At 65.8% G+C, this 18,030-nt stretch carries 19 protein-coding genes; 10 read left to right on the forward strand and 9 right to left on the reverse strand.

The window, feature by feature from the left end:
• Nucleotides 1–106 precede the first annotated feature (106 nt).
• The 5 genes from ACIBI6_RS28865 (at nucleotide 107) to ACIBI6_RS28885 (ending at nucleotide 4,926) form a co-directional block, all read left to right on the forward strand.
• The gene (locus tag ACIBI6_RS28865; RefSeq protein WP_396958447.1) at nucleotides 107–868 is read left to right on the forward strand and encodes a DUF2470 domain-containing protein; all 762 of its coding nucleotides are present in this window, start codon (nucleotides 107–109) and stop codon (nucleotides 866–868) included.
• A 603-nt stretch (nucleotides 869–1,471) separates the two neighbouring features.
• Nucleotides 1,472–2,260: a CPBP family intramembrane glutamic endopeptidase gene (locus ACIBI6_RS28870; protein WP_396958448.1), complete on the forward strand. Its 789-nt coding sequence runs from the start codon at nucleotides 1,472–1,474 to the stop codon at nucleotides 2,258–2,260.
• Between the two features lie 110 nt (nucleotides 2,261–2,370).
• Nucleotides 2,371–3,747: an LCP family protein gene (locus tag ACIBI6_RS28875; RefSeq protein WP_364350996.1), complete on the forward strand. Its 1,377-nt coding sequence runs from the start codon at nucleotides 2,371–2,373 to the stop codon at nucleotides 3,745–3,747.
• 10 nt (nucleotides 3,748–3,757) lie between these two features.
• Complete coding sequence (locus ACIBI6_RS28880; RefSeq protein ID WP_396958449.1) at nucleotides 3,758–4,306, forward strand: ferritin; 549 nt, start codon at nucleotides 3,758–3,760, stop codon at nucleotides 4,304–4,306.
• A 71-nt stretch (nucleotides 4,307–4,377) separates the two neighbouring features.
• Nucleotides 4,378–4,926 carry a ferritin gene (locus tag ACIBI6_RS28885; RefSeq protein WP_396958450.1) on the forward strand — a complete coding sequence of 183 codons (549 nt, stop codon included), beginning with the start codon at nucleotides 4,378–4,380 and terminating at the stop codon, nucleotides 4,924–4,926.
• Between the two features lie 281 nt (nucleotides 4,927–5,207).
• On the opposite strand, the gene ACIBI6_RS28890 is transcribed toward ACIBI6_RS28885, so the two are convergent.
• From ACIBI6_RS28890 to ACIBI6_RS28905, 4 genes are all read right to left on the reverse strand, one after another.
• Nucleotides 5,208–6,128 (reverse strand): DUF5926 family protein, encoded by a 921-nt coding sequence (locus tag ACIBI6_RS28890; protein WP_364350987.1) that lies wholly within the window; start codon nucleotides 6,126–6,128, stop codon nucleotides 5,208–5,210.
• 174 nt (nucleotides 6,129–6,302) lie between these two features.
• Complete coding sequence (locus tag ACIBI6_RS28895; protein ID WP_364350984.1) at nucleotides 6,303–7,070, reverse strand: glycerophosphodiester phosphodiesterase; 768 nt, start codon at nucleotides 7,068–7,070, stop codon at nucleotides 6,303–6,305.
• Nucleotides 7,067–8,101, reverse strand: coding sequence for a DUF4328 domain-containing protein (locus ACIBI6_RS28900; protein WP_396958451.1), 1,035 nt, complete (start codon nucleotides 8,099–8,101; stop codon nucleotides 7,067–7,069). Before ACIBI6_RS28900 ends, ACIBI6_RS28895 begins: the two co-directional genes overlap by 4 nt.
• 169 nt (nucleotides 8,102–8,270) lie before the next feature.
• Complete coding sequence (locus tag ACIBI6_RS28905) at nucleotides 8,271–8,642, reverse strand: rhodanese-like domain-containing protein (protein WP_364350978.1); 372 nt, start codon at nucleotides 8,640–8,642, stop codon at nucleotides 8,271–8,273.
• A 529-nt stretch (nucleotides 8,643–9,171) separates the two neighbouring features.
• On the opposite strand from ACIBI6_RS28905, the gene ACIBI6_RS28910 reads away from it, so the two are divergent.
• The gene (locus ACIBI6_RS28910; RefSeq protein ID WP_396958452.1) at nucleotides 9,172–9,783 is read left to right on the forward strand and encodes a hypothetical protein; all 612 of its coding nucleotides are present in this window, start codon (nucleotides 9,172–9,174) and stop codon (nucleotides 9,781–9,783) included.
• A 47-nt stretch (nucleotides 9,784–9,830) separates the two neighbouring features.
• Here ACIBI6_RS28910 and msrA read toward each other — a convergent pair whose 3' ends face one another.
• Nucleotides 9,831–10,538 carry a peptide-methionine (S)-S-oxide reductase MsrA gene (gene msrA, locus ACIBI6_RS28915; RefSeq protein WP_396958526.1) on the reverse strand — a complete coding sequence of 236 codons (708 nt, stop codon included), beginning with the start codon at nucleotides 10,536–10,538 and terminating at the stop codon, nucleotides 9,831–9,833.
• A 287-nt stretch (nucleotides 10,539–10,825) separates the two neighbouring features.
• On the opposite strand from msrA, the gene ACIBI6_RS28920 reads away from it, so the two are divergent.
• The 3 genes from ACIBI6_RS28920 to ACIBI6_RS28930 all read left to right on the forward strand — a co-directional run bounded on the left by ACIBI6_RS28920 (nucleotide 10,826) and on the right by ACIBI6_RS28930 (nucleotide 13,705).
• Nucleotides 10,826–11,449 carry a superoxide dismutase gene (locus tag ACIBI6_RS28920; protein WP_040685719.1) on the forward strand — a complete coding sequence of 208 codons (624 nt, stop codon included), beginning with the start codon at nucleotides 10,826–10,828 and terminating at the stop codon, nucleotides 11,447–11,449.
• Nucleotides 11,450–11,753: 304 nt separating this feature from the next.
• Entirely contained in the window at nucleotides 11,754–12,281 is a 528-nt protein-coding gene (locus ACIBI6_RS28925; RefSeq protein WP_364350971.1) for a peptidase, read from the forward strand.
• Nucleotides 12,282–12,988: 707 nt separating this feature from the next.
• Nucleotides 12,989–13,705: a TMEM165/GDT1 family protein gene (locus tag ACIBI6_RS28930; RefSeq protein WP_364350968.1), complete on the forward strand. Its 717-nt coding sequence runs from the start codon at nucleotides 12,989–12,991 to the stop codon at nucleotides 13,703–13,705.
• Nucleotides 13,706–13,825: 120 nt separating this feature from the next.
• On the opposite strand, the gene ACIBI6_RS28935 is transcribed toward ACIBI6_RS28930, so the two are convergent.
• Nucleotides 13,826–14,500: a TetR/AcrR family transcriptional regulator gene (locus ACIBI6_RS28935; protein WP_364350965.1), complete on the reverse strand. Its 675-nt coding sequence runs from the start codon at nucleotides 14,498–14,500 to the stop codon at nucleotides 13,826–13,828.
• A gap of 35 nt (nucleotides 14,501–14,535) precedes the next feature.
• Nucleotides 14,536–15,414, reverse strand: coding sequence for an SDR family NAD(P)-dependent oxidoreductase (locus ACIBI6_RS28940; RefSeq protein WP_364350962.1), 879 nt, complete (start codon nucleotides 15,412–15,414; stop codon nucleotides 14,536–14,538).
• 176 nt (nucleotides 15,415–15,590) lie between these two features.
• On the opposite strand from ACIBI6_RS28940, the gene ACIBI6_RS28945 reads away from it, so the two are divergent.
• Complete coding sequence (locus ACIBI6_RS28945) at nucleotides 15,591–16,358, forward strand: SDR family NAD(P)-dependent oxidoreductase (protein ID WP_364350959.1); 768 nt, start codon at nucleotides 15,591–15,593, stop codon at nucleotides 16,356–16,358.
• A 121-nt stretch (nucleotides 16,359–16,479) separates the two neighbouring features.
• On the opposite strand, the gene ACIBI6_RS28950 is transcribed toward ACIBI6_RS28945, so the two are convergent.
• Both ACIBI6_RS28950 and ACIBI6_RS28955 read right to left on the reverse strand, forming a co-directional pair.
• Nucleotides 16,480–17,298, reverse strand: coding sequence for a methyltransferase domain-containing protein (locus ACIBI6_RS28950; RefSeq protein WP_364350956.1), 819 nt, complete (start codon nucleotides 17,296–17,298; stop codon nucleotides 16,480–16,482).
• A gap of 91 nt (nucleotides 17,299–17,389) precedes the next feature.
• On the reverse strand, nucleotides 17,390–17,872 hold the full coding sequence (locus ACIBI6_RS28955) for an N-acetyltransferase (protein WP_364350953.1): 483 nt from the start codon (nucleotides 17,870–17,872) through the stop codon (nucleotides 17,390–17,392).
• Nucleotides 17,873–18,030: the final 158 nt, after the last annotated feature.

Raw genomic sequence — 18,030 nt, forward strand, 5'->3', positions numbered from 1 at the left:
CGACAGGTCGAGATCGAGGGGGATTCGAGGCTGGAGCGCTTGCGGAGAGCGGGAGCCTGACTTAGCTTAGGGTAACCTAATTGCACCGCGTGACTCGGAGGTCTGCATGCTGAAGCCGACTGTTGCACCGTCTACCGCTGAGCGGGTTCGCAGTGCATGTGCCCATGCGGAGCAGGCGGTGTTGGCGATGCCGGGCATCGACCCGACGCCGATTTCGGTGCATCACGTGCGGCAGTGCGGAGATGCGGTGATCGCGGTGTCGACCGCGTCCATGGCGGCGGTATTGGCCGGGAATTCGGGGGAGAGCGGTGCACCGGCGGTGCTGGAGCTCACTGATCACGCGCCACTGCCGCTGCGGGAACCGGTGCGGGCGCTGGTGTGGCTGCGCGGGTCGGTGCGGGCGGTGCCGACGCAGGCGCTGCGGGCGCTGGCCTCCGAGGTCGCCAGAGATTATCCGCATCCCGACCTGCTCGATGTCGGCTACAGCTCGACCCTGTTACGCGTGATGATCAACTCCGCGGTGCTGGCCGATTCGACCGGCGCCGAATCCGTCTGCGTCGACGAACTCCGACTGGCCCAACCGGACCCCTTCTGCGCACTGGAATCGGCCTGGCTGCAGCATATGGACACCGACCACGCCGACATCATCGCCCAACTCGCCCGCCACCTCCCGCCCCGCCTGCAGACCGGCGCCGTGCACCCACTGGCCATCGACCGCTACGGCGTGACCCTGCGCATCGAAGGCCACGATGGCGACCACGACTTCCGCCTCCCGTTCAACTCCCCCGCCGACGACATCGAATCCCTCAGCCGCGCTGTACGCACCCTCGCAGGCTGTCCCTTCCTGAACGGCCTGCCCCGAATCTGATGCGGACCGCCGGCCTGCGCCAGGTACCGAAACCCGGTGCACCGCAACCCGCCCCGCAGGTACACCGCAGCGAAGATCACCCGCCTCGACCGTCAGCAGCGACGCACCTCACCGAGCAGACGCGTACCAACCCAACCGGCAGCACCGGACAGGGCCACCATCCGGGCGGCCACGCTTCGCCGGTGAGGCGACACCCAGCAAGCGACCCGGCACCCGGAGCAACCGATCTTGAACCAGCAACAATGCCGTCCGCAACCCGGATTCGCTGCGCCCACCCCGAACCGCTGATCGAACACCACCACCGTCCCCGACGGCGGCCACAGCGGCCACGCCTCGCCAGTGAGGCGACACCCAGCAAGCGACCCGGTGGCCAGTGCAACCGATCTTGAACCAGCAACAATGCCGTCCGCAACGCGAATTCGCTGCGCCATACCTGTTGGTCGCAGGCTGCGGCGGTGCGGCGACTCCGCGCCCGCCCGGCATGGTGGTGGTGTTCGATCAGCGGATCGGGGGTGACCGCGATCGCGATGACAAAACCACTGATCAACCTGACGCGACACGCACAGCACACGCCGGAACAGTGCGGGCAATAGATTCGGACGCATGCGTGCTGAGACCGGTGCCGGGGACGAGCCCGAGCTGACCGATCGGGAGCGGATTGGGATTCGGCTCGAAATCCTGGTCGTGCTGGTGGTGACGTTCGGGCTGAGTGGTTTGAATGCGGCGCTGTCGTTGCTCGAGAGTGCGCTGTCGCCGGGCGGGGTGGGCGGGCAGACGGTCGCGCTGAATCCGACGCGGGCGGCGCAATCGACCATCGACCTGCTGTTCCAGCTGCTCAGTGCCTTGCGGCTGGCCGGGTGGGGGGCCCTCGGGCTGTATCTGTTGTGGCGCAGCGGGAGCGGGCCGCGGATGGTCGGATTGGCCAGGGCCCGCTGGCGTTCCGATGTGCTGCCGGGGCTGATCCTCGCGGCGATCATCGGGCTGCCCGGGCTCGGGCTGTATTTGACCGCACATGCGCTGGGATTCAGCGTGACGATCGTGCCGAGTTCACTCGGTGACCACTGGTGGCGCTTGCCCGCACTCATTGTTTCCGCCTGTGCGAATGCGGCGGCCGAGGAGCTCCTGGTGGTGGCCTATCTCATTACCCGATTGCGCAGGCTCGGCTGGTCGGAGAACCGGTCGCTGCTGGCCTCGGCACTGCTGCGTGGGAGCTATCACCTGTATCAGGGCTTGGGCGGCGGGCTCGGCAATCTGGCCATGGGGGTGATTTTCGGCCGGTTCTGGCAGCGCACCAACCGGCTGTGGCCGCTGGTGCTGGCCCACGCGACGATCGACGCGGTCGCCTATATCGGCTATACATTGCTACGCGGTCACGTTTCCTGGTTGCCGTAACATCCGCGGGTCCGCGCGGCGAATTTATCGACGAGCGCTCACCCCGAGCGCACCCACTTCCGGCCGCTCGTCAAGCCCCCCGACGGCCCTCGAACAGTAGAGTCTGTGTGATGAACGGCGACGACCCCCAGCGCTACGACCGGACGCGCCGGGTGCCGCAACCCTTCGGAAATCCCGGTGCGCCGTCCATGCCGCCGCAGCGGCGCGAACCACATCCGCCGGGTCGTCGCGGACCAGGTCCGGATCCGAGGCATATCGACCCCACCAAGGTCATCCGCCGCGACGGATCGGATTCCGCACAGCCACTGGCATATTCGCAGGTACCGCCCGAAACGCGAATGCCGCCACGCAGGCCGCCCCATGCGCCGACGCAGCAGCCGCAGCCGTACCGGGAGCCTCGTGGCGTCCCCGGCTATGCGCCGCCCCAGCAGCCGGTTCCTTACCAGGCCCCGCAGAACTTGCGTCCGCGCCGCGAGGTCCCCCCGCCGCCACCCTCCTTGCCGCCGTCGCGCCGGGAACGCGAACCCGGCCCACCGCGCCGCCGTCGCAAACTGCACCTGTTCCGCTGGTTTCTCGTGCTGTTGGTGGTGCTGGTCCTCGCGGTGGTCGGCGCGGTAATCAAACTCGACGGCTCGCTCAATCGGATCGATGCACTCGCAAATTACTCCGACCGCGTCGGCGATACCCCGGGCACGAACTGGCTGCTCGTCGGCTCCGACGGCCGGGCTGGGCTCACTCCCGATCAGGAACAGGAACTCGCCACCGGCGGTGAGGTCGGACCCGAGCGCACCGACACGATCATGCTCGTGCATATCCCGAAGTCGGGTTCGACCACGCTGGTCAGCCTGCCGCGCGACTCGTATGTGGGCATTCCGGGCCACGGCAAGGACAAACTCAACGCCGCCTTCGCCTTCGGCGGTGCGCCGCTGCTGGTGCAGACCGTCGAAACCGCCACCGGCGTGCACATCGATCACTACGTGCAGATCGGGTTCGGCGGCTTCGCGGGCATCGTCGATACCCTCGGCGGCATCGATGTCTGTGTGCCCAAGGCCATCGACGATCCGCTCGCGGGCATCAATTTGGCGGCTGGGTGCCAAACCCTGGACGGTCCGCAGGCCCTGGGCTTCGTTCGCAGCCGTGCGACTGCCCTCGCGGATATCGACCGGATGAACAACCAGCGCCTGTTCATGGCCGCCCTGCTGAAAAAGGCGACCAGCGCGGGCACGCTGGCCAATCCGTTCACGCTGTGGCCGCTCACCAGCGATACCGCGAAATCGTTGAAGGTCGATAAGGGCGATCACATCTGGAATCTGGGCCAGCTCGGCTGGGCGATGCGCGGCGATACCGTGGCGACCACCGTCCCGATCGGCGGCTTCACCGATACCGATAGCGGAAATGTATTGCTGTGGGATAAGCAACGTGCGGGTCAATTCTTCGATGACCTCGCCAAGGACCAACCGATCCCGGACGATCTGCTGACGAGGTAGCGTCGGGCGTATGCCAGATACCGATGCCGACGAGCCGTTCCCGGACCTGCTGCGCGACCAGATCCGTCGTGGCTTCACCGCCTCGCAGCAGTATCTGGCGGCCGCGGTCTACTTCGATTCGAAGCGCCTTCCGCAGTTGGCCGGGCACAGCTACGGCAAGTCCGCCGAGCACCGCTCGCATGCCCTGCGCATGGTGCAGTACCTGCTGGACCGCAATCTGGAAGTGCAGGTCGGCGGCTTGGACGACGTGCGATCCAGTTTCGAATCACCGCGCGGCGCCGTCGTTTTCCTGCTGGAATCCGAGCGCGCCCGCAATGCGCAGATCACCGAGTTGGCCAGCACCGCGCGGGCGGCGGGCGACTACCTCGGCGAGCAGTTCATCCAGTGGTTCCTCAAGGAACAGGTGGAGGACGTCGCCGGGATGACCACCCTGCTGACGGTCATCGACCGTGCCGCGGGCGATCTGTTCGACGTCGAGGACTTCATCTCGCGCGAGCTGCGCACCACACCGCGCGCCGATATTTCCGCCCCGAGAATGGCGGGTGCGGCCAAAAATTAATTAGGCAATACTAGCCTCAATAAGGCTGCACTTGGATGACACGCGGCTTGACCAGCGCTAATGTCGCAACCATGTCCAGCCATCCGGAGTCCCCACGCAGCAAATTCCACGGCCTGCTCCACGATCAGATCCGGCACGAATTCAATGCCGAGCATCAATACATCGCGATCGCGGTCTGGTTCGACAATGCAGATCTGCCGCAGCTGGCCAAGCGTTTCTATGCGCAGGCGGTCGAAGAGCGTAATCACGCGATGATGATCGTGCGGTACTTCTTGGACCGGGATATCAGCGTCGAACTTTCCGGTATCGACGCCGCGAAATCGCATTTCGAGAATGCTCGCGAACCGATCGCACTGGCCCTCGCGCAGGAAAAGAACGTCACCGACCAGATCATCCAGTTGGCGAGCACGGCTCGCGAAGAGGGCGATTACCTGGGCGAACAGTTCATGCAGTGGTTCCTGAAGGAGCAGGTGGAGGAGGTCGCCAATATGACGACCCTGCTCACCATCGCCGATCGCGCCGGGGCGAATCTGTTCGACCTCGAGGATTTCGTCGCTCGGGAAATGAGTGGTCCCAGCGACCCTTCCGGCGCTCCTTCTGCCGCGGGCGGCAGCGTTTAAATTCGCGATTCATCAGGGCCGGCTCGTCGCGACGAGCCGGCCCTGTCGCTATGAATCGAGCGGGGTCGCAACCCCGCGGTCCGCATTACGGTTTATGCGGCACTCAATGAGCTGAGCAGCGTCTTGAGCAGCGTCAGAATGACTTCCATGATGGTCCTACTTTCCTCATCTTTCGGTGAGACTTCGCTCACCACCACCAGCTTTCGGTGATGCAGAGAACCTAACCGAGCAACGATCAGAAAGGAGGATGTTTCACAAAATTCTTCGTGGCTTTTTCGAAATCACCGCAGAGTGATCTGACGCGACCGCAGCCCGTCTCGGGAACGGCGCTCGTCCGCCGAGAGCGGAGCCTCATCGGCCAGCGCTGCCGCCAGGCGCTCCCCGAATTCGATCGCCGGTTTGGTCCACTCGCTGGCGTGCAGTTCCGGATCCAGGTCGAAGACCGGCACCAGCAGGCCGTGCGTGCGGAAGGAGCCCGCGAACCGGGAACCCTCGCCGAGATGCAGTCCGCCCGACGCGTGCAGCCGCGCCAGCGCCAGCATCAGCTCGTCCTCGTTCTCCGGGCGCACCCAGCGCAGATGTGCCTTATCACCGGCATCGACCCACCAGCCCGCACCGATCGAATCGCCGAGATCCAGTCGCGCGGACGGCATTATCGCCTGCTTGGCCTGTTCGATGGTCGCGGCGACCTGCGGATCAGGTTGCACACCCTCGGGGACCCACCAGTCGAAGTCCTGGTGCACGGTCAGTTCCAACTGCGCGTCCGCATCGATCACATCGGCCAAACGTGGTCCGCCCTCGACACTTTCGGCCGCGGTCAGCGATTCGCCGGGTTCGGCGGACTGTGTCCACAGAATCGTCGCCGCGATATCGGCGGCCGGATCCGGACCCTGGAATTGCACCTGCGTGGCGACGTATCCGGTCGGCGGCTCGCCCGCCCGCACCATTCCGGCGACCGCGCCCGGCAATACCGTGGCCAGCACGACGGAACGCTCCGCCGCGATATCGGACGACAGCGGCAGCGTCGCGGTCGCCGACGGCACGAATTCGCGCAGCGCGACCAGATCGCACTCCGCTGCCAGCCCCTCGAACGGACGCGCACCGGACTGCGCCGCCTGCAGTTCCAGAGCCGCCCGCCGCTCGGCGAGACGCTGGGCCCGGTTCCCTCCGGGCTTCGGACTATTGCGCTTGCTTTTACCCACGGCAGGTCAAACTACAGTGGCTGTGTTCGATTTGCCGCGCCTGCCGGCGCGGCGTGTTCGCGGCCCCCTGGCGTCTCGCGAACGGCCACTCGTAAGACTCGCTCCGTCGTGGTCGCCCGAGCGGTTCGTTCGTCCTCGGCTATGCGCTCGCCCAGCGGTGGAAACCGATTCGACTCAGGCAGCCGCGAGCAGGGCCTTCGTGCGGGCCGGGTGGTTGGTGGCTACCCAGCTGACGCCCAGGTCGGCGCACAGGCGCACATCGTCGGGATCGTCCACCGTCCAGCAGTAGGTGGCGCGGCCCGCGGCGGCGGCCTTGTCGACGAGGTCCGGATGGTCGCGCAGAGTTTTCACCGAGGGACCGACGGCGGTGGCGCCGACCGTGGTCGCGGCACTGCCGCCCAGGTAGCGCGATGATTCGCCGAGCAGGACCGTTGGCAGCAGCGGTGCCGAACGCCGGATCCGCCAAACCGCGGTGGCCGCGAACGACATGACGACCGCGCGGGAGTGATCAGCGGAGGCGGGGGTGGCGATGCCGTAGCGCTGGAGTTCGGCGAGCAGCTTGTTCTCCACCAGCGCGCCGTAGCGCACCGGATGTTTGGTCTCGATGAACAGCTTGGTCGGCCTACTGCGCCAATCGAGTACCAGCTCGATCAGCTCGCTGAGGGTCAGTACCGATGCGGGTGCGCCATCGGACCCGAAATCGAGTCCCCCGAGTTCGTCCAGGGTCATTTCGCTGACCAGTCCGGTGCCCGAGGAAGTCCGGTCGACGGTGCGGTCGTGCACGCAGACCAGATGGCCGTCCCTGGTCAGCCGGACATCACACTCCACGCCATCGGCGCCCTCCTGCAGCGCCAGCTCATACGCGGCGAGCGTGTGTTCCGGGCGCGCCGCCGACGCTCCCCGGTGCGCGACGACGAACGGTGCGCGACTGCCCTGGCTCACTTGGCCAAAACCTCCTCATGCTCACGGTGCGGTGTACTTGTTTCGAGCGCGACCGGCTCGGGCTGCTTCGACGCGCCGCCACCGGGCTGCACCGGTTCGATTACGGGCACCGCCGGATCGACGGCGATCACCCACCGGCGCGCGATCCTGGTGCGGCCGAACAGATCACGACCGCTCATCGACCGCTGCACCCAGAGGGTCAGCACCGCGACCCCGGCCGCGACCAGATCGGTGAACCCTGTGAACAGCACACTGTCCGCCTTGGCCTGCAGGGTATCCGCGGTCCGCCACAACAGGGCCGCCACCGTGCAGCCCGCGCCGAGCACCCAGCCCACCCACCAGATGCGCACGGCCCGCAGTGTCCGCGGAGCCGGACGCACAGCGACCGTCTCGGTGAGAAAAACACCGGGCCACAATAGATTCACCCCCGGTATCAGACAGCCGAGCGCGAGCGTCCGGGCCAACCGTGGGTCGCGGCGGCCGACCGCGGCGAAGGCGGCCCGACGCGTTTCGATCAACCAGCCGAGCATCGCGATCGCGGTGATCAACCCGAGTGTGAGCCCGAGCAATGCGGAAAGCCACACCATGGCATCGGAGATGTGTAGCAGCCATGACGGGATCAACCGGGTGCGGTTGCGCAGGAGGATCAGATAGCGCCCGAGTTCGGCGCAGGCGGCGACCGCGAAAACCGCCGCGGTCGCGATGAGTAGCACACCGGCCCGATTGGTCAGCCGGTCCAGCGGACGTTGTGGCGCAGGCGCGGACTCGACCGGCGGATCCAGCAGGCCCCAGCGTGGAATCTGCTGGTAGCGCGGTGTTTCCACCGGTGGTCGCGGCCGACCCGAGCTCAGCTTGCGGCCGCGCTGATCGGGGCGGCGCGCCACCCATCGGTAATTGCGCCGCTCGGCGGGGGCATCGATGGGCGCCGGTGACAACAGCACGCCACGGCAGCGCGGGCACCAGTGCATCGGCGTTGTCTGCACCGCCCAGCGCGCGCCACAGCGCGCACAAGGTTGTACCGCCGTACTCACGGTGTCTCCTTTGCGGCACGCCCGGGCCCTCCGTGGTTACGCAAGCTGCCACCTCCGGGCCTGACGTTCATGCCGCGTGTCTCCTTTGCGGCACGCCCGGGCCCTCCGTGGTTACGCAGGCTGCCACCTCCGGGCCTGACGTTCATGCCGCGTGCCTCGCTCTCTTGCCTCAGTAGATCTTCGCCTGGTGATCGCCGTCGGCAACCAATGGTCGACCCACCCGCTGCCATGCCACCATGCCACCGCTGACATTGACCGCGTCGTATCCGATGTGCGCCAGGTACTTGACCACCTCGATGGATCGGCCGCCCTGTCGGCAGATCACATACAGCTGGGCGTCGTAATCGAGCTCGTCGACCCGGGCGGGCACGTCGGCCATCGGAATGTGGATCGCGCCCGGCGCGTGGCCGAGCTGCCATTCGTCGTCCTCGCGCACGTCGAGCAGAATCGCCGCCGGGGCGTCCGCGGCGACACGGTCGGTCTTATCGAATTCGTCCGGTACGGCTTCCACCGGCACCGACGACACTTCAGGGCTCGTCACGCTTCGATCCTGCCATGGGTGGCGCACCACGGGGCAGTTCCGGCCCCGCTAGGCCGGTGCCCCACGGGTACTTCACGGCCTCGACATCGGCACGTTACCTCGGGTATGTTCTGTGCTTCTGGTTCCCGTCCGATGCCCCGCTCCGGGGCCGCTTGTGCATACCTCGGTCAAAGTTATCCACATAATCCACAACTTGATCCACAGGCCACAGCTATCGAACAGCACACCGATCACAGGCGTTGACTCCCAACCAGCTGTCGATCTACAAGGGATAATGCACTGAATCCGGCATCAGGCGGGCGATCCCGGAAGATTGCTGGATCGGGTCGCGGTACGAACGACCGATCCGGGACTCCCCTCCTTGCCATCCCGGAGCGGTCATTCGCCGCTGCTTCGGGATCTGAGGCTGTGCAGGTCCCGATATCTACTTGGACGCCGCCCATCACCGATCGGTTCCAAGAAAAATCGAGAACACCAGCGAATAACTGAAATACCGGGTTCCCGCAGGTGCTGTCGGTAGCCTGGGCGCATGGACGTGAGCAGGGGGCTACTCGACAAAATGGAAACAACATCACTCAACACCGCACTGTCCGAGGCCACATGCCTAGGCGTGCAGGTCGATACCGCGAACGCGCAACTGAGCCTCGACCTGGAGGTATTGACGCTTCCGGCCGAAGGACCCGCGCCCGAGGACTACCGCGTGAAGTTGACCTTCACCGGTGTCAGTCGAGTCGCGGCCTCGCTGCGCGTTCAGGAGTGGGACGACGTGGCGGCCAGGGTGCTGCCGCTACAGCTGGACAATCTGGACGCGGCAATCAGCAGCTTCGGCGGCGGACGACTGCACGGCTGGGAATTCATCGATGTGGACGACAGCAGCTGGGTGCACTGGGGTGAACTACTCAGCTTCGATACCCCGATCGCCTCGCACGCCGCAGCGCACGTACTCGAGTTCTCCCAGGAGGAAGGCATCGACCCGCGCGAACTAGACGTGCGGGTGTGGTTCGACGGCATCACGATTCACGATGCCAAGGGCACCGAAATCCCGCTGAAGGAATTCATCGCGGGCGGGGTGCGCTGGTGGAAGGCGCATGACGAGGGCGACCCGCGGACTATGCGCGCCGGAATCGTGCCGCAGCTGTAAGCATCCGCCAACCGCACACCCGGTCACCGGGTGTGCGGTTGTGTGGTTCAGGCGCCCAGTCCGACCGGACAGCTGACGCCGGTGGCGTGCACCGGGCAATAGCCGCCGGGATTCTTGGCCAGATACTGCTGGTGGTAGCTCTCGGCGTAGAAGAACTCGGGCAGCGCCCGCAGCGGATCCGTGCCGCCCTGTCCCGGCAATTCGGTGATCCCCGTGGTGATCTCGCCGTAGCCCGCCGCGGCCAGCCGTTCGCCGAAGGCCTGCGCGGTGCTGTGTGCGAGCCGCGCCTGCGCCGGGTCGACGGTGAAGATCGCCGAGCGGTACTGGGTGCCGCGATCGTTGCCCTGGCGCATGCCCTGGGTCGGATCGTGGTTCTCCCAGAAATGGCGCAGCACACCGGCGTAGTCGATGACTTTCGGATCGAAGACGATCAGCACGGCTTCGGTATGGCCGGTGCGCCCGCTACAGACCTCTTCATAGGTCGGGTTCCGGGTGTATCCCCCGACGTACCCGACCGCAGTGGTGAAGACACCGTCGAGTTGCCAGAACTCCTGCTCGGCACCCCAGAAACAACCCACGGCCAGCACCGCGACCTGCAGACCTTCCGGAAACGGCGGCTGGATCGGCCGACCGTTCACATAATGGGTACCCGAGACCAGTATCGGGTCGGGACGACCGGGCAGCGCTCGCTCCGGCGTCACCATCTCTGGCTCGGGAAGATGGACCCGTCCGACTAGTTCGTCGTACCAGGACATGGTGCTCATCCGCCTCTCCGCGTATTCAGGCCATACGAGTCGAGTGCCACGTGGCCTGGTCTCAGGTCCTGCGTGCGGTGCCTGGTTGACTTTTGGGCGTACCCGGCGAGTTACCCATGTATTTATGAAATCAGTCGTTCCGTCGAGCGTCCAGCGCGCGGACCGGGAAAGTTACGCGACGGAATGTGGGGGCAAGGAGCGCGGTTGCAAACCAGCGGGTGTACGAATGATGGTTGAGTGTGCTCGAGACGAGGGCACACACGGCCCAGACACTAGGAAGGGACATCGTGGCTGAGTACACGTTGCCAGATCTGGATTACGACTACAGCGCCCTGGAGCCCCATATCTCCGGGCAGATCAACGAGATTCATCATTCCAAGCACCACGCTGCCTATGTCGCCGGCGTCAACACCGCCCTGGAGAAGCTCGAAGCCGCACGCGAGGCGGGCGACCACGGCGCGATCTTCTTGAACGAGAAGAACCTGGCCTTCCACCTGGGCGGCCACGTCAACCACTCGATCTGGTGGAAGAACCTCTCCCCCAACGGTGGCGACAAGCCGGTCGGCGAGCTGGCCGCCGCGATCGACGACCAGTTCGGTTCGTTCGACAAGTTCCGCGCCCAGTTCACCGCCGCGGCCAACGGCCTGCAGGGCTCCGGCTGGGCGGTGCTCGGCTATGACACCCTCGGCCAGAAGCTGCTGACCTTCCAGCTCTACGACCAGCAGGCCAATGTGCCGCTCGGCATCATCCCGCTGCTGCAGGTCGACATGTGGGAGCACGCCTTCTACCTGCAGTACAAGAACGTCAAGGCGGACTACGTGACCGCGTTCTGGAACGTCGTCAACTGGGAGGACGTGCAGGAGCGCTTCGCGCGCGCTGTCGGCCAGGCCAAGGGCCTCATCTTCGGCTGAGCTGAGTCCAATTGCGGCGCCTCCGGCGCTGCGTGTTCGCGGCCCCCTTGTGGCTGCGTCCGAGCCGTCGAGACTCGCGACTGCGTCGCATGTGCTTCGACGACTCGGACGCAAGCCGGGCCGCGAACGTCGCATGCTCGATCTCGTTTCGCTCGAAACACCAATGCCCTCGCCTGCGACATGCTTCGTTTTGTCCGCTTAGCACTCTTTGGTACTTGTGTGCCAACTGAGTTTTGGCGCATCCTCGAGAATCCACAGTTCGAGGACGGGCAAAGCCGCCCCCGGTTAGCTCACGGGAGGCATCATGCAAACGAACGGACCCATCGGCATCACGCCGTTCCAGGCCCGCGGATCGCTGCGAGGGTTCGTCATCTCCGGACGCTGGCCCGACACCACCAAGGAATGGGCACAGGTACTTGTGCTCGCCGTGCGGGTCGCCTCGTATCCGGGACTGCTGACCACCTCGACCGTCTTCGGTGTGCGCGAAGAGCTACCGGATGATCCGGCACCGGGCACCGTCGGACTGGTCCTCGCCGAGGGGCCGGTGCTCGGTGATCAGGCGCTCGAGCCCGGCCGGTTCGCCGATCATGTGCCAGCGGCGCTGTTGATGCTGCATCCGCCCTCGGAGACCCGGCCGTCGCTGCCGGAATGCGTCGGAGTGGCGTCGGGTTGCGTGCTCCTGCCGGGCGTCCCGCATCTGGGATTGGAGCATCGGGCAGCCTGGGCCGAGGCCGAATCCGACGGCACCGTCACCTCTTTGGTGAGCCGGGTTGGCCTGGACCCGATCAGCGATCCCGACACCGCCGTACTGGCGATGCTGCTGGCCGCCTGAGCACTCGCAACCGCCGCGTATTCGGTGGCTGCCTCGCACAGGTCGCAGTGCTGCGCCGCTTCCGCCGAAATATCCGAGCTAATGGCCGATTTTGGTACGCAGGAAGTGCCAGAAGACGGCACGCCGATACGACAGCCCGGACTCGACCGCCGATCCGGCAAGCCCGGTGCCGAAGACGCCGAATGTGCGATCGTGCCGTCATAGCGACGGACCAAATCACCTGGCGACGGGCATGATTGCGTCTCAGCCGCCCACAATGGGCACGTGGCCTGCGCTACGGCCAAAAGCCGCGCCAATTCGGTAACTGCCTCCGTGTGCGAGTCACCGACCGATATGCGCTATCCGGTGACCTCATGAAGATTGCCAAGGGCTAGCTCACTTCTGGATAAGCGCGTGCTGCCGGATCTGTGAGGACAGCCGAAACTCGACGGTTGGATCGCCAAACTTATTGTGCGCATTGCGATTTCGATTAAAGCGGCTTGGCTCGAGTGCGCCCGCAGGGTACAGTCGATGGCAGCGAAGGGGAGTAGCCCGCAATCGCGCTGTCGACATACTGGCCCGCCGCCTCACGAGGGCGCGGACCCGGTCGCGCGAACCGGCGCAGATCCGGTGGGCGAGACCTTCGGCCGAGACAACTATTTCGTTGTCGGCCGGAGGCGTAATTCGATCTCCGGGCCGGCAGGCCGGAGCCCGGGAGTGCACACCACATGATCGCGACGATATTGCTGAGCGTCGGAATCGTCTTTCTCGCCGAATTGGGCGACAAGTCCCAACTGATGGCGTTGACGTTCGCGCTGCGCTACCGCTGGTGGGTGGTACTCGGCGGCATCGCGACCGCGAGTGCGGCGGTGCACCTGATCTCGGTCGGCGTCGGATACTTCCTCGGTGCCGCACTGCCCACCCGGGCCATCACCATGGTCGCCGCGCTGACCTTCCTGGCCGTCGGCCTGTGGACCCTGCGCGAACATTTCGGCAGTGCGGATGAACCGGCCGAACCCAAGCCGCCACGTTCGACAACCGCGCCGTTCCTCGTGGTCCTGTCCGCCTTCCTGCTCGCCGAACTCGGCGACCGGACCATGTTCGCCACCGCCGCTCTGGCCACAGATAACAGCTGGGTCGGCGTCTGGATCGGCTCCACCATCGGCATGGTCGCCGCCGATGCCCTCGCCATCGCCGCGGGCATCGTGGTCGGCAAACATCTCCCGGAACATGTCATCGGCATCTGCTCCGGCCTACTGTTCCTCTACTTCGGCACCGCCAGCCTGCTCGCCGCCACCCGCCCCGACCTCGGCATCCTCACCGGTGGCGCACTGGCCATCCTCGCCCCGACCGCCGCGGGCCTTGCCCTGCTGATTCGTTCGCGCCGCGCCCGGCGCGATTCGGAACCTGCCGCGGTAGCCGAACCCGCCGAAGAGATGCGCTGACCGATCGCGCTTCGAGCCCAGGCCGTTTCGAGCTGTCCAGAGAAGTCCCCGGCCTGGCGCTGCTCGACCATTCGCCGTGGCCGGGCAGCCAGCCTCGAGCAGAAGTCCCATAACCGCCGCTCAAGCACGCACCTCGGACTGACGCAGCATTGCCTCGCCATAAAGGTCACCGCTGCGGCGGACCAGGTCCAGTAGGGGTTCGCGGAGGGCTCGGAGGCCGTCGAGGTCGTCGACCGCTACGCGGGCGGTGACCATGGCGCTGATGGCGGCGGCGAGGGTTTGGCAGGCGAAGCGCTGTTGGTCGGTGCGGGCGTCGAGGACCTCGGCGATCATCGCGACGAAGGATTCCTGCAGTTGGGTGCGGCGGGCGACGGCCTTGGAGCCCACCGCGTAGACCTCGACCAGGTAGAGGCGGGCATATGCGGGTTCAGCGATCAGCCCGTCGAAGTAGGCCTCGAGGATTCGGCCCATCCGGTCGGGATCGGCCGGGTTTGTCGAATCCCGTGCATCGCCGCTGATCGCATTCGCGATATTCGAGATCAGCAATTCGACGGCCCACTCATAGGCGGCCTCGAAACAATCCTCTTTGGAACGGAACTGCTCGTAGAAGGTCTCCCGGGAAACCCCGGCCCGCTTGAGGATGGCCGCGACCGAGGTCCCGACGTATCCGTTCTCGACCATCGCCTCGGCCATCGCGCTCAAAATCCGCTCGCGCTGCGAGGCGATCACCTCCTCCCGCGGCAGGCCGTGTCGCCCCCTCGGGAGTTGGCGTGCGTGGCTGGCGGATTCGGTCATTCAGTGGCTCCGAGGGTCGGGCGGGCAATATCCGGCTACGCCGGTCGCTCCATTTTGCGGGGTCTGGCCGGTTGGTCGGTGGTGAAGGGCGCATCTTCGGTGCGCGCGATCTGCAACGCCCGCGCTACCCCGCGGCGCAGCGCGATATCGATGACGCGCTGCGCGACCGGCCGGAACGGCAACGCCACCGCTACCCACCAGGGCGATACCACCTGACGCTTGCGCCGGGCGATGGCACGCTCGACCGCATCGATCGCGGGGCCGAGTGGTGCGACTCCCGACACCGTGGACCGGCCGAGAATGGCTCGCGCGGCGGCGGTACCGAAGCCGCGCGCGGTCATATCGGTATCGAGTTCGGCGAAATACGCGACACCGACCTTCGCACCGGTATGCCTGACCTCGTGCCGCAACGTATTGCCGAGCGCCTCCACCCCGGCCTTGGAGGCGCTGTATGCCCCGACCAAAGGCAGATTCACCGCAGCCGCCAACGACGAAACGACCAGCGCATATCCGTTCGGATGACAGATGTGCGGTCCGGCGGCACGCAGCGTGTAGTAGACGCCCAGTACATTGACCGCCAGCGTCTCCTCGATGACCGCCGGATCCCCGCCGAGCAGGGCCAATTGTTTGGCGATCCCGGCATTGGCCACCACCACATCCAGCCCGCCGAGTTCGGTGACCAGCGTGCTCACCACCCGCTCCACCTGCCGGTGATCGGCGATATCGCAGTAGCGCCATGGTGCGTCCCCGCATTCGCGCGCCACCTCCGCGAGCAGATCCGCCTCCAGCCCGAGCAGCGCTACCTTCGCCCCTTTCGCGTGCAACTGCCGCGCCAGTGCGGCCCCGATGCCGCGCGCCGCGCCGGTGATCAGAATCCGGCGCCCGCTAATAGACGCGGCGGAAAACAGGTTCATACCAGCGACGATACCAGCCGCGAACACGTATGTTCGCAAATAATTTTCCGTTTATCCAGCAGTGTTATATAGGGCCGGCATCGGGTGCGAGGGAGCCGTGATCGGTTTCTCACATGCCACCGGTTAGGGTGCAATTGACGAAGGGCCAACTGGCTGTCACGAACGAGAGGACCATCGTGGAGATTTCGGGTTCCGCCGCCATCATCACCGGAGGCGCATCCGGCCTCGGCGCCGCCACTGCCAAGCGTTTCGCCGATCTGGGCGCAACCGTCTTCGGACTCGACGTACCCCAATCCATCGAGCGCGCCGGGGATAACGTGCCCGACGGCGTCACCCTGATCCCCGCCGACGTCACCAGCAACGACGAAGTTGCCGCCGCGGTCGCGCAGGTCGTCGAATCCGGTGCGCCGCTGCGCATCGTGGTCAACTGCGCCGGTGTCGGCTGGGCCGGGCGCATCCTGTCCAAGAACGGCCCGCACGACCTGGAGCTGTTCCGCACTGTCATCACCGTCAACCTGCTCGGCACCTTCAATGTGATGCGCCTGGCCGCCGACGCGATCGCCAAGACCGAGACGGTCGACGAATACGGCCAGCGCGGCGTGATCATCAACACCGCTTCGGTCGCCGCGTTCGAGGGCCAGATCGGTCAGATCGCGTACTCGGCCTCCAAGGGCGGCGTGCACGGCATGACCGTCCCGGCCGCGCGTGACCTGGCCCAGTTCGGCATCCGCGTGAACACCATCGCTCCCGGCATCATCGACACCCCGATGCTCGCCGGTGTCACCGAGGAATACCGCAAGGGTCTCGAGGCCGGTGTGCCGTTCCCGTCGCGCCTCGGCCGTCCGGACGAGTACGCGCAGCTGTCGCAGTACATCGTCGAGCACGATTACCTCAACGGCGAGACCATCCGCATGGACGGCGCGCTGCGCATGGCTCCCCGCTAAAGAGCCTGCGCTCGTCCGCCTCCCCGGATATTCAGGCCCATAGCAGTTGGGTGCCCAGATCGTCGATCGTAAGGCCGGCGGTCGGGCACCCATTCGGCTTTTGGGCGTACCCCCACCGGTCTCAGAGGGTCGGTTTGTGCCCGATGCCGAGGAATGCCGTGGTGGACAGGGGTTTGTTCGGGCGATAGTTGACGGCGAGATAGGCGCGCATGAGGGCGACGCGTTCGGCCCATACCTGCTCGCCGACGGTGCGGCGCATCAGCAGCAGTGGGGCACTGCTGCGCACCATGGTCTCCCACATCTCGTCGGAGTCGGCGAAACTCAGTGTGCTGGTGTGACGTTGGATACTCACCCCGGCGAAGCCCGCGGTGCGCATCTCGGTCGCGAAGACCTCCGGATTTTCCAGGTTGAGGAAGTTGGGTTGGGGTTCGGAGATGGTCGGGTCGGCGGCGGCGAAGGCGCCGAACATCATTCGCATCAGGGTCGATTCGGCCACCGGTGCCCAGCTCGACACAACGGCGGTGGCACCGGGACGCAGTACCCGGAACAATTCGGCGAAACCCTTCGCCCGATCCGGGAAGAACATCAGCCCGAACATCGAGAAACCGGCATCGAAGCTCGCGTCGTCGAACGGTAGCGCCTGCCCGTCCCCCACCCGCGCTTCGATATTGGTCAGCCCAGCGGCGCGTGCGTCCTCGGTGAGTCGCTGGATCATCGGCTCGGAGAAGTCGATGGCCGATACCCGCGCCACTCGCTCGGCGGCGGGCAGACTCAGCGTGCCCGGCCCCGCCGCGACATCGACCACCCGCGATTGCGCCGAAAGTCCAGCGAGTTCGAGGGCATATGCGGAGAAAGCCGCCATGATCGCGGGTCCGAATTCGGCATATCCGTCGGCGACGAGATCCCACGGTTCGGCGGCGGCAAGCGGGTTACCAGACATCAGCTGACGATCCTTTCGACCGTCCAAGGCTAACCGGGCGATACCCCCGGACCCTACCAACTTCGCCCGATCTCACTGTGCGCGAAGCAGATCAGATCTTGCGTTCGAAGGTGATCAGATGATGCCCTGGTCCGTTGTAGTCGCGCACCGGTCCGACGACCGTGAAGCCCAGATGCCGGTGGAAGCCGATCGACGCGTCATTGCCGGGCGAGGTGATCGCTTTCACGATATGGCGGTCATTCGCCCGGGCTATCGCGAAGAACCGCTCATAGAGCTCGCGCGCGAGACCGCTCTTGCGAGACTGCGGATCGACGCCGACGAAGTGGATGTAGGCCTCATCGGATTCCGACGGCGAGAGGAACCCGATCAGAAAGCCCGCCAGCCAGTCGGTCGGTTCCCGCCGTCCGGCGCCGGGCACCTCGGCGACCAGGCTGGTCCGGTAGAAATGATCGAGGAACAATCTGGGCAGATGCGATAACACCGAGCGCCCCCACCAGTCATCGATAACGGTGGCGATGGCGTCGTAGTCATCGGCACGTGCGGCCCGGATGACCGGTCCGTTCGCATTCGGCACGTTAGCTAGCCCGCCTCCCCGCATATTCAAGCCAGATCAAGTGCCACGATAGTCGCGTTGGCGCCCAGCGGTGAATCGGTGCAGGGCTTAGCCCGTCCCCGATGAGTTACCCCCATGTGCCATGGAAATCAGTTGTCTCGTCCGACAACCTGGCGGGT

It is taken from the genome of Nocardia sp. NPDC050412 (genome assembly GCF_044458825.1).
In the GTDB taxonomy this organism is placed as follows: Bacteria; Actinomycetota; Actinomycetes; order Mycobacteriales; family Mycobacteriaceae; genus Nocardia.

Excerpts from the sequence above, each read along its gene's own strand:
- ACIBI6_RS28940 (WP_364350962.1), bottom strand. The coding sequence starts at position 15,414 with ATGAACCTGTTTTCCGCCGCGTCTATTAGCGGGCGCCGGATTCTGATC.
- ACIBI6_RS28930 (WP_364350968.1), top strand. The coding sequence starts at position 12,989 with ATGATCGCGACGATATTGCTGAGCGTCGGAATCGTCTTTCTCGCCGAA.
- ACIBI6_RS28925 (WP_364350971.1), top strand. The coding sequence starts at position 11,754 with ATGCAAACGAACGGACCCATCGGCATCACGCCGTTCCAGGCCCGCGGA.
- ACIBI6_RS28865 (WP_396958447.1), top strand. The coding sequence starts at position 107 with ATGCTGAAGCCGACTGTTGCACCGTCTACCGCTGAGCGGGTTCGCAGT.
- ACIBI6_RS28910 (WP_396958452.1), top strand. The coding sequence starts at position 9,172 with ATGGACGTGAGCAGGGGGCTACTCGACAAAATGGAAACAACATCACTC.
- msrA (WP_396958526.1), bottom strand. The coding sequence starts at position 10,538 with ATGTCCTGGTACGACGAACTAGTCGGACGGGTCCATCTTCCCGAGCCA.
- ACIBI6_RS28885 (WP_396958450.1), top strand. The coding sequence starts at position 4,378 with ATGTCCAGCCATCCGGAGTCCCCACGCAGCAAATTCCACGGCCTGCTC.
- ACIBI6_RS28950 (WP_364350956.1), bottom strand. The coding sequence starts at position 17,298 with ATGTCTGGTAACCCGCTTGCCGCCGCCGAACCGTGGGATCTCGTCGCC.
- ACIBI6_RS28935 (WP_364350965.1), bottom strand. The coding sequence starts at position 14,500 with ATGACCGAATCCGCCAGCCACGCACGCCAACTCCCGAGGGGGCGACAC.
- ACIBI6_RS28880 (WP_396958449.1), top strand. The coding sequence starts at position 3,758 with ATGCCAGATACCGATGCCGACGAGCCGTTCCCGGACCTGCTGCGCGAC.
- ACIBI6_RS28875 (WP_364350996.1), top strand. The coding sequence starts at position 2,371 with ATGAACGGCGACGACCCCCAGCGCTACGACCGGACGCGCCGGGTGCCG.
- ACIBI6_RS28870 (WP_396958448.1), top strand. The coding sequence starts at position 1,472 with ATGCGTGCTGAGACCGGTGCCGGGGACGAGCCCGAGCTGACCGATCGG.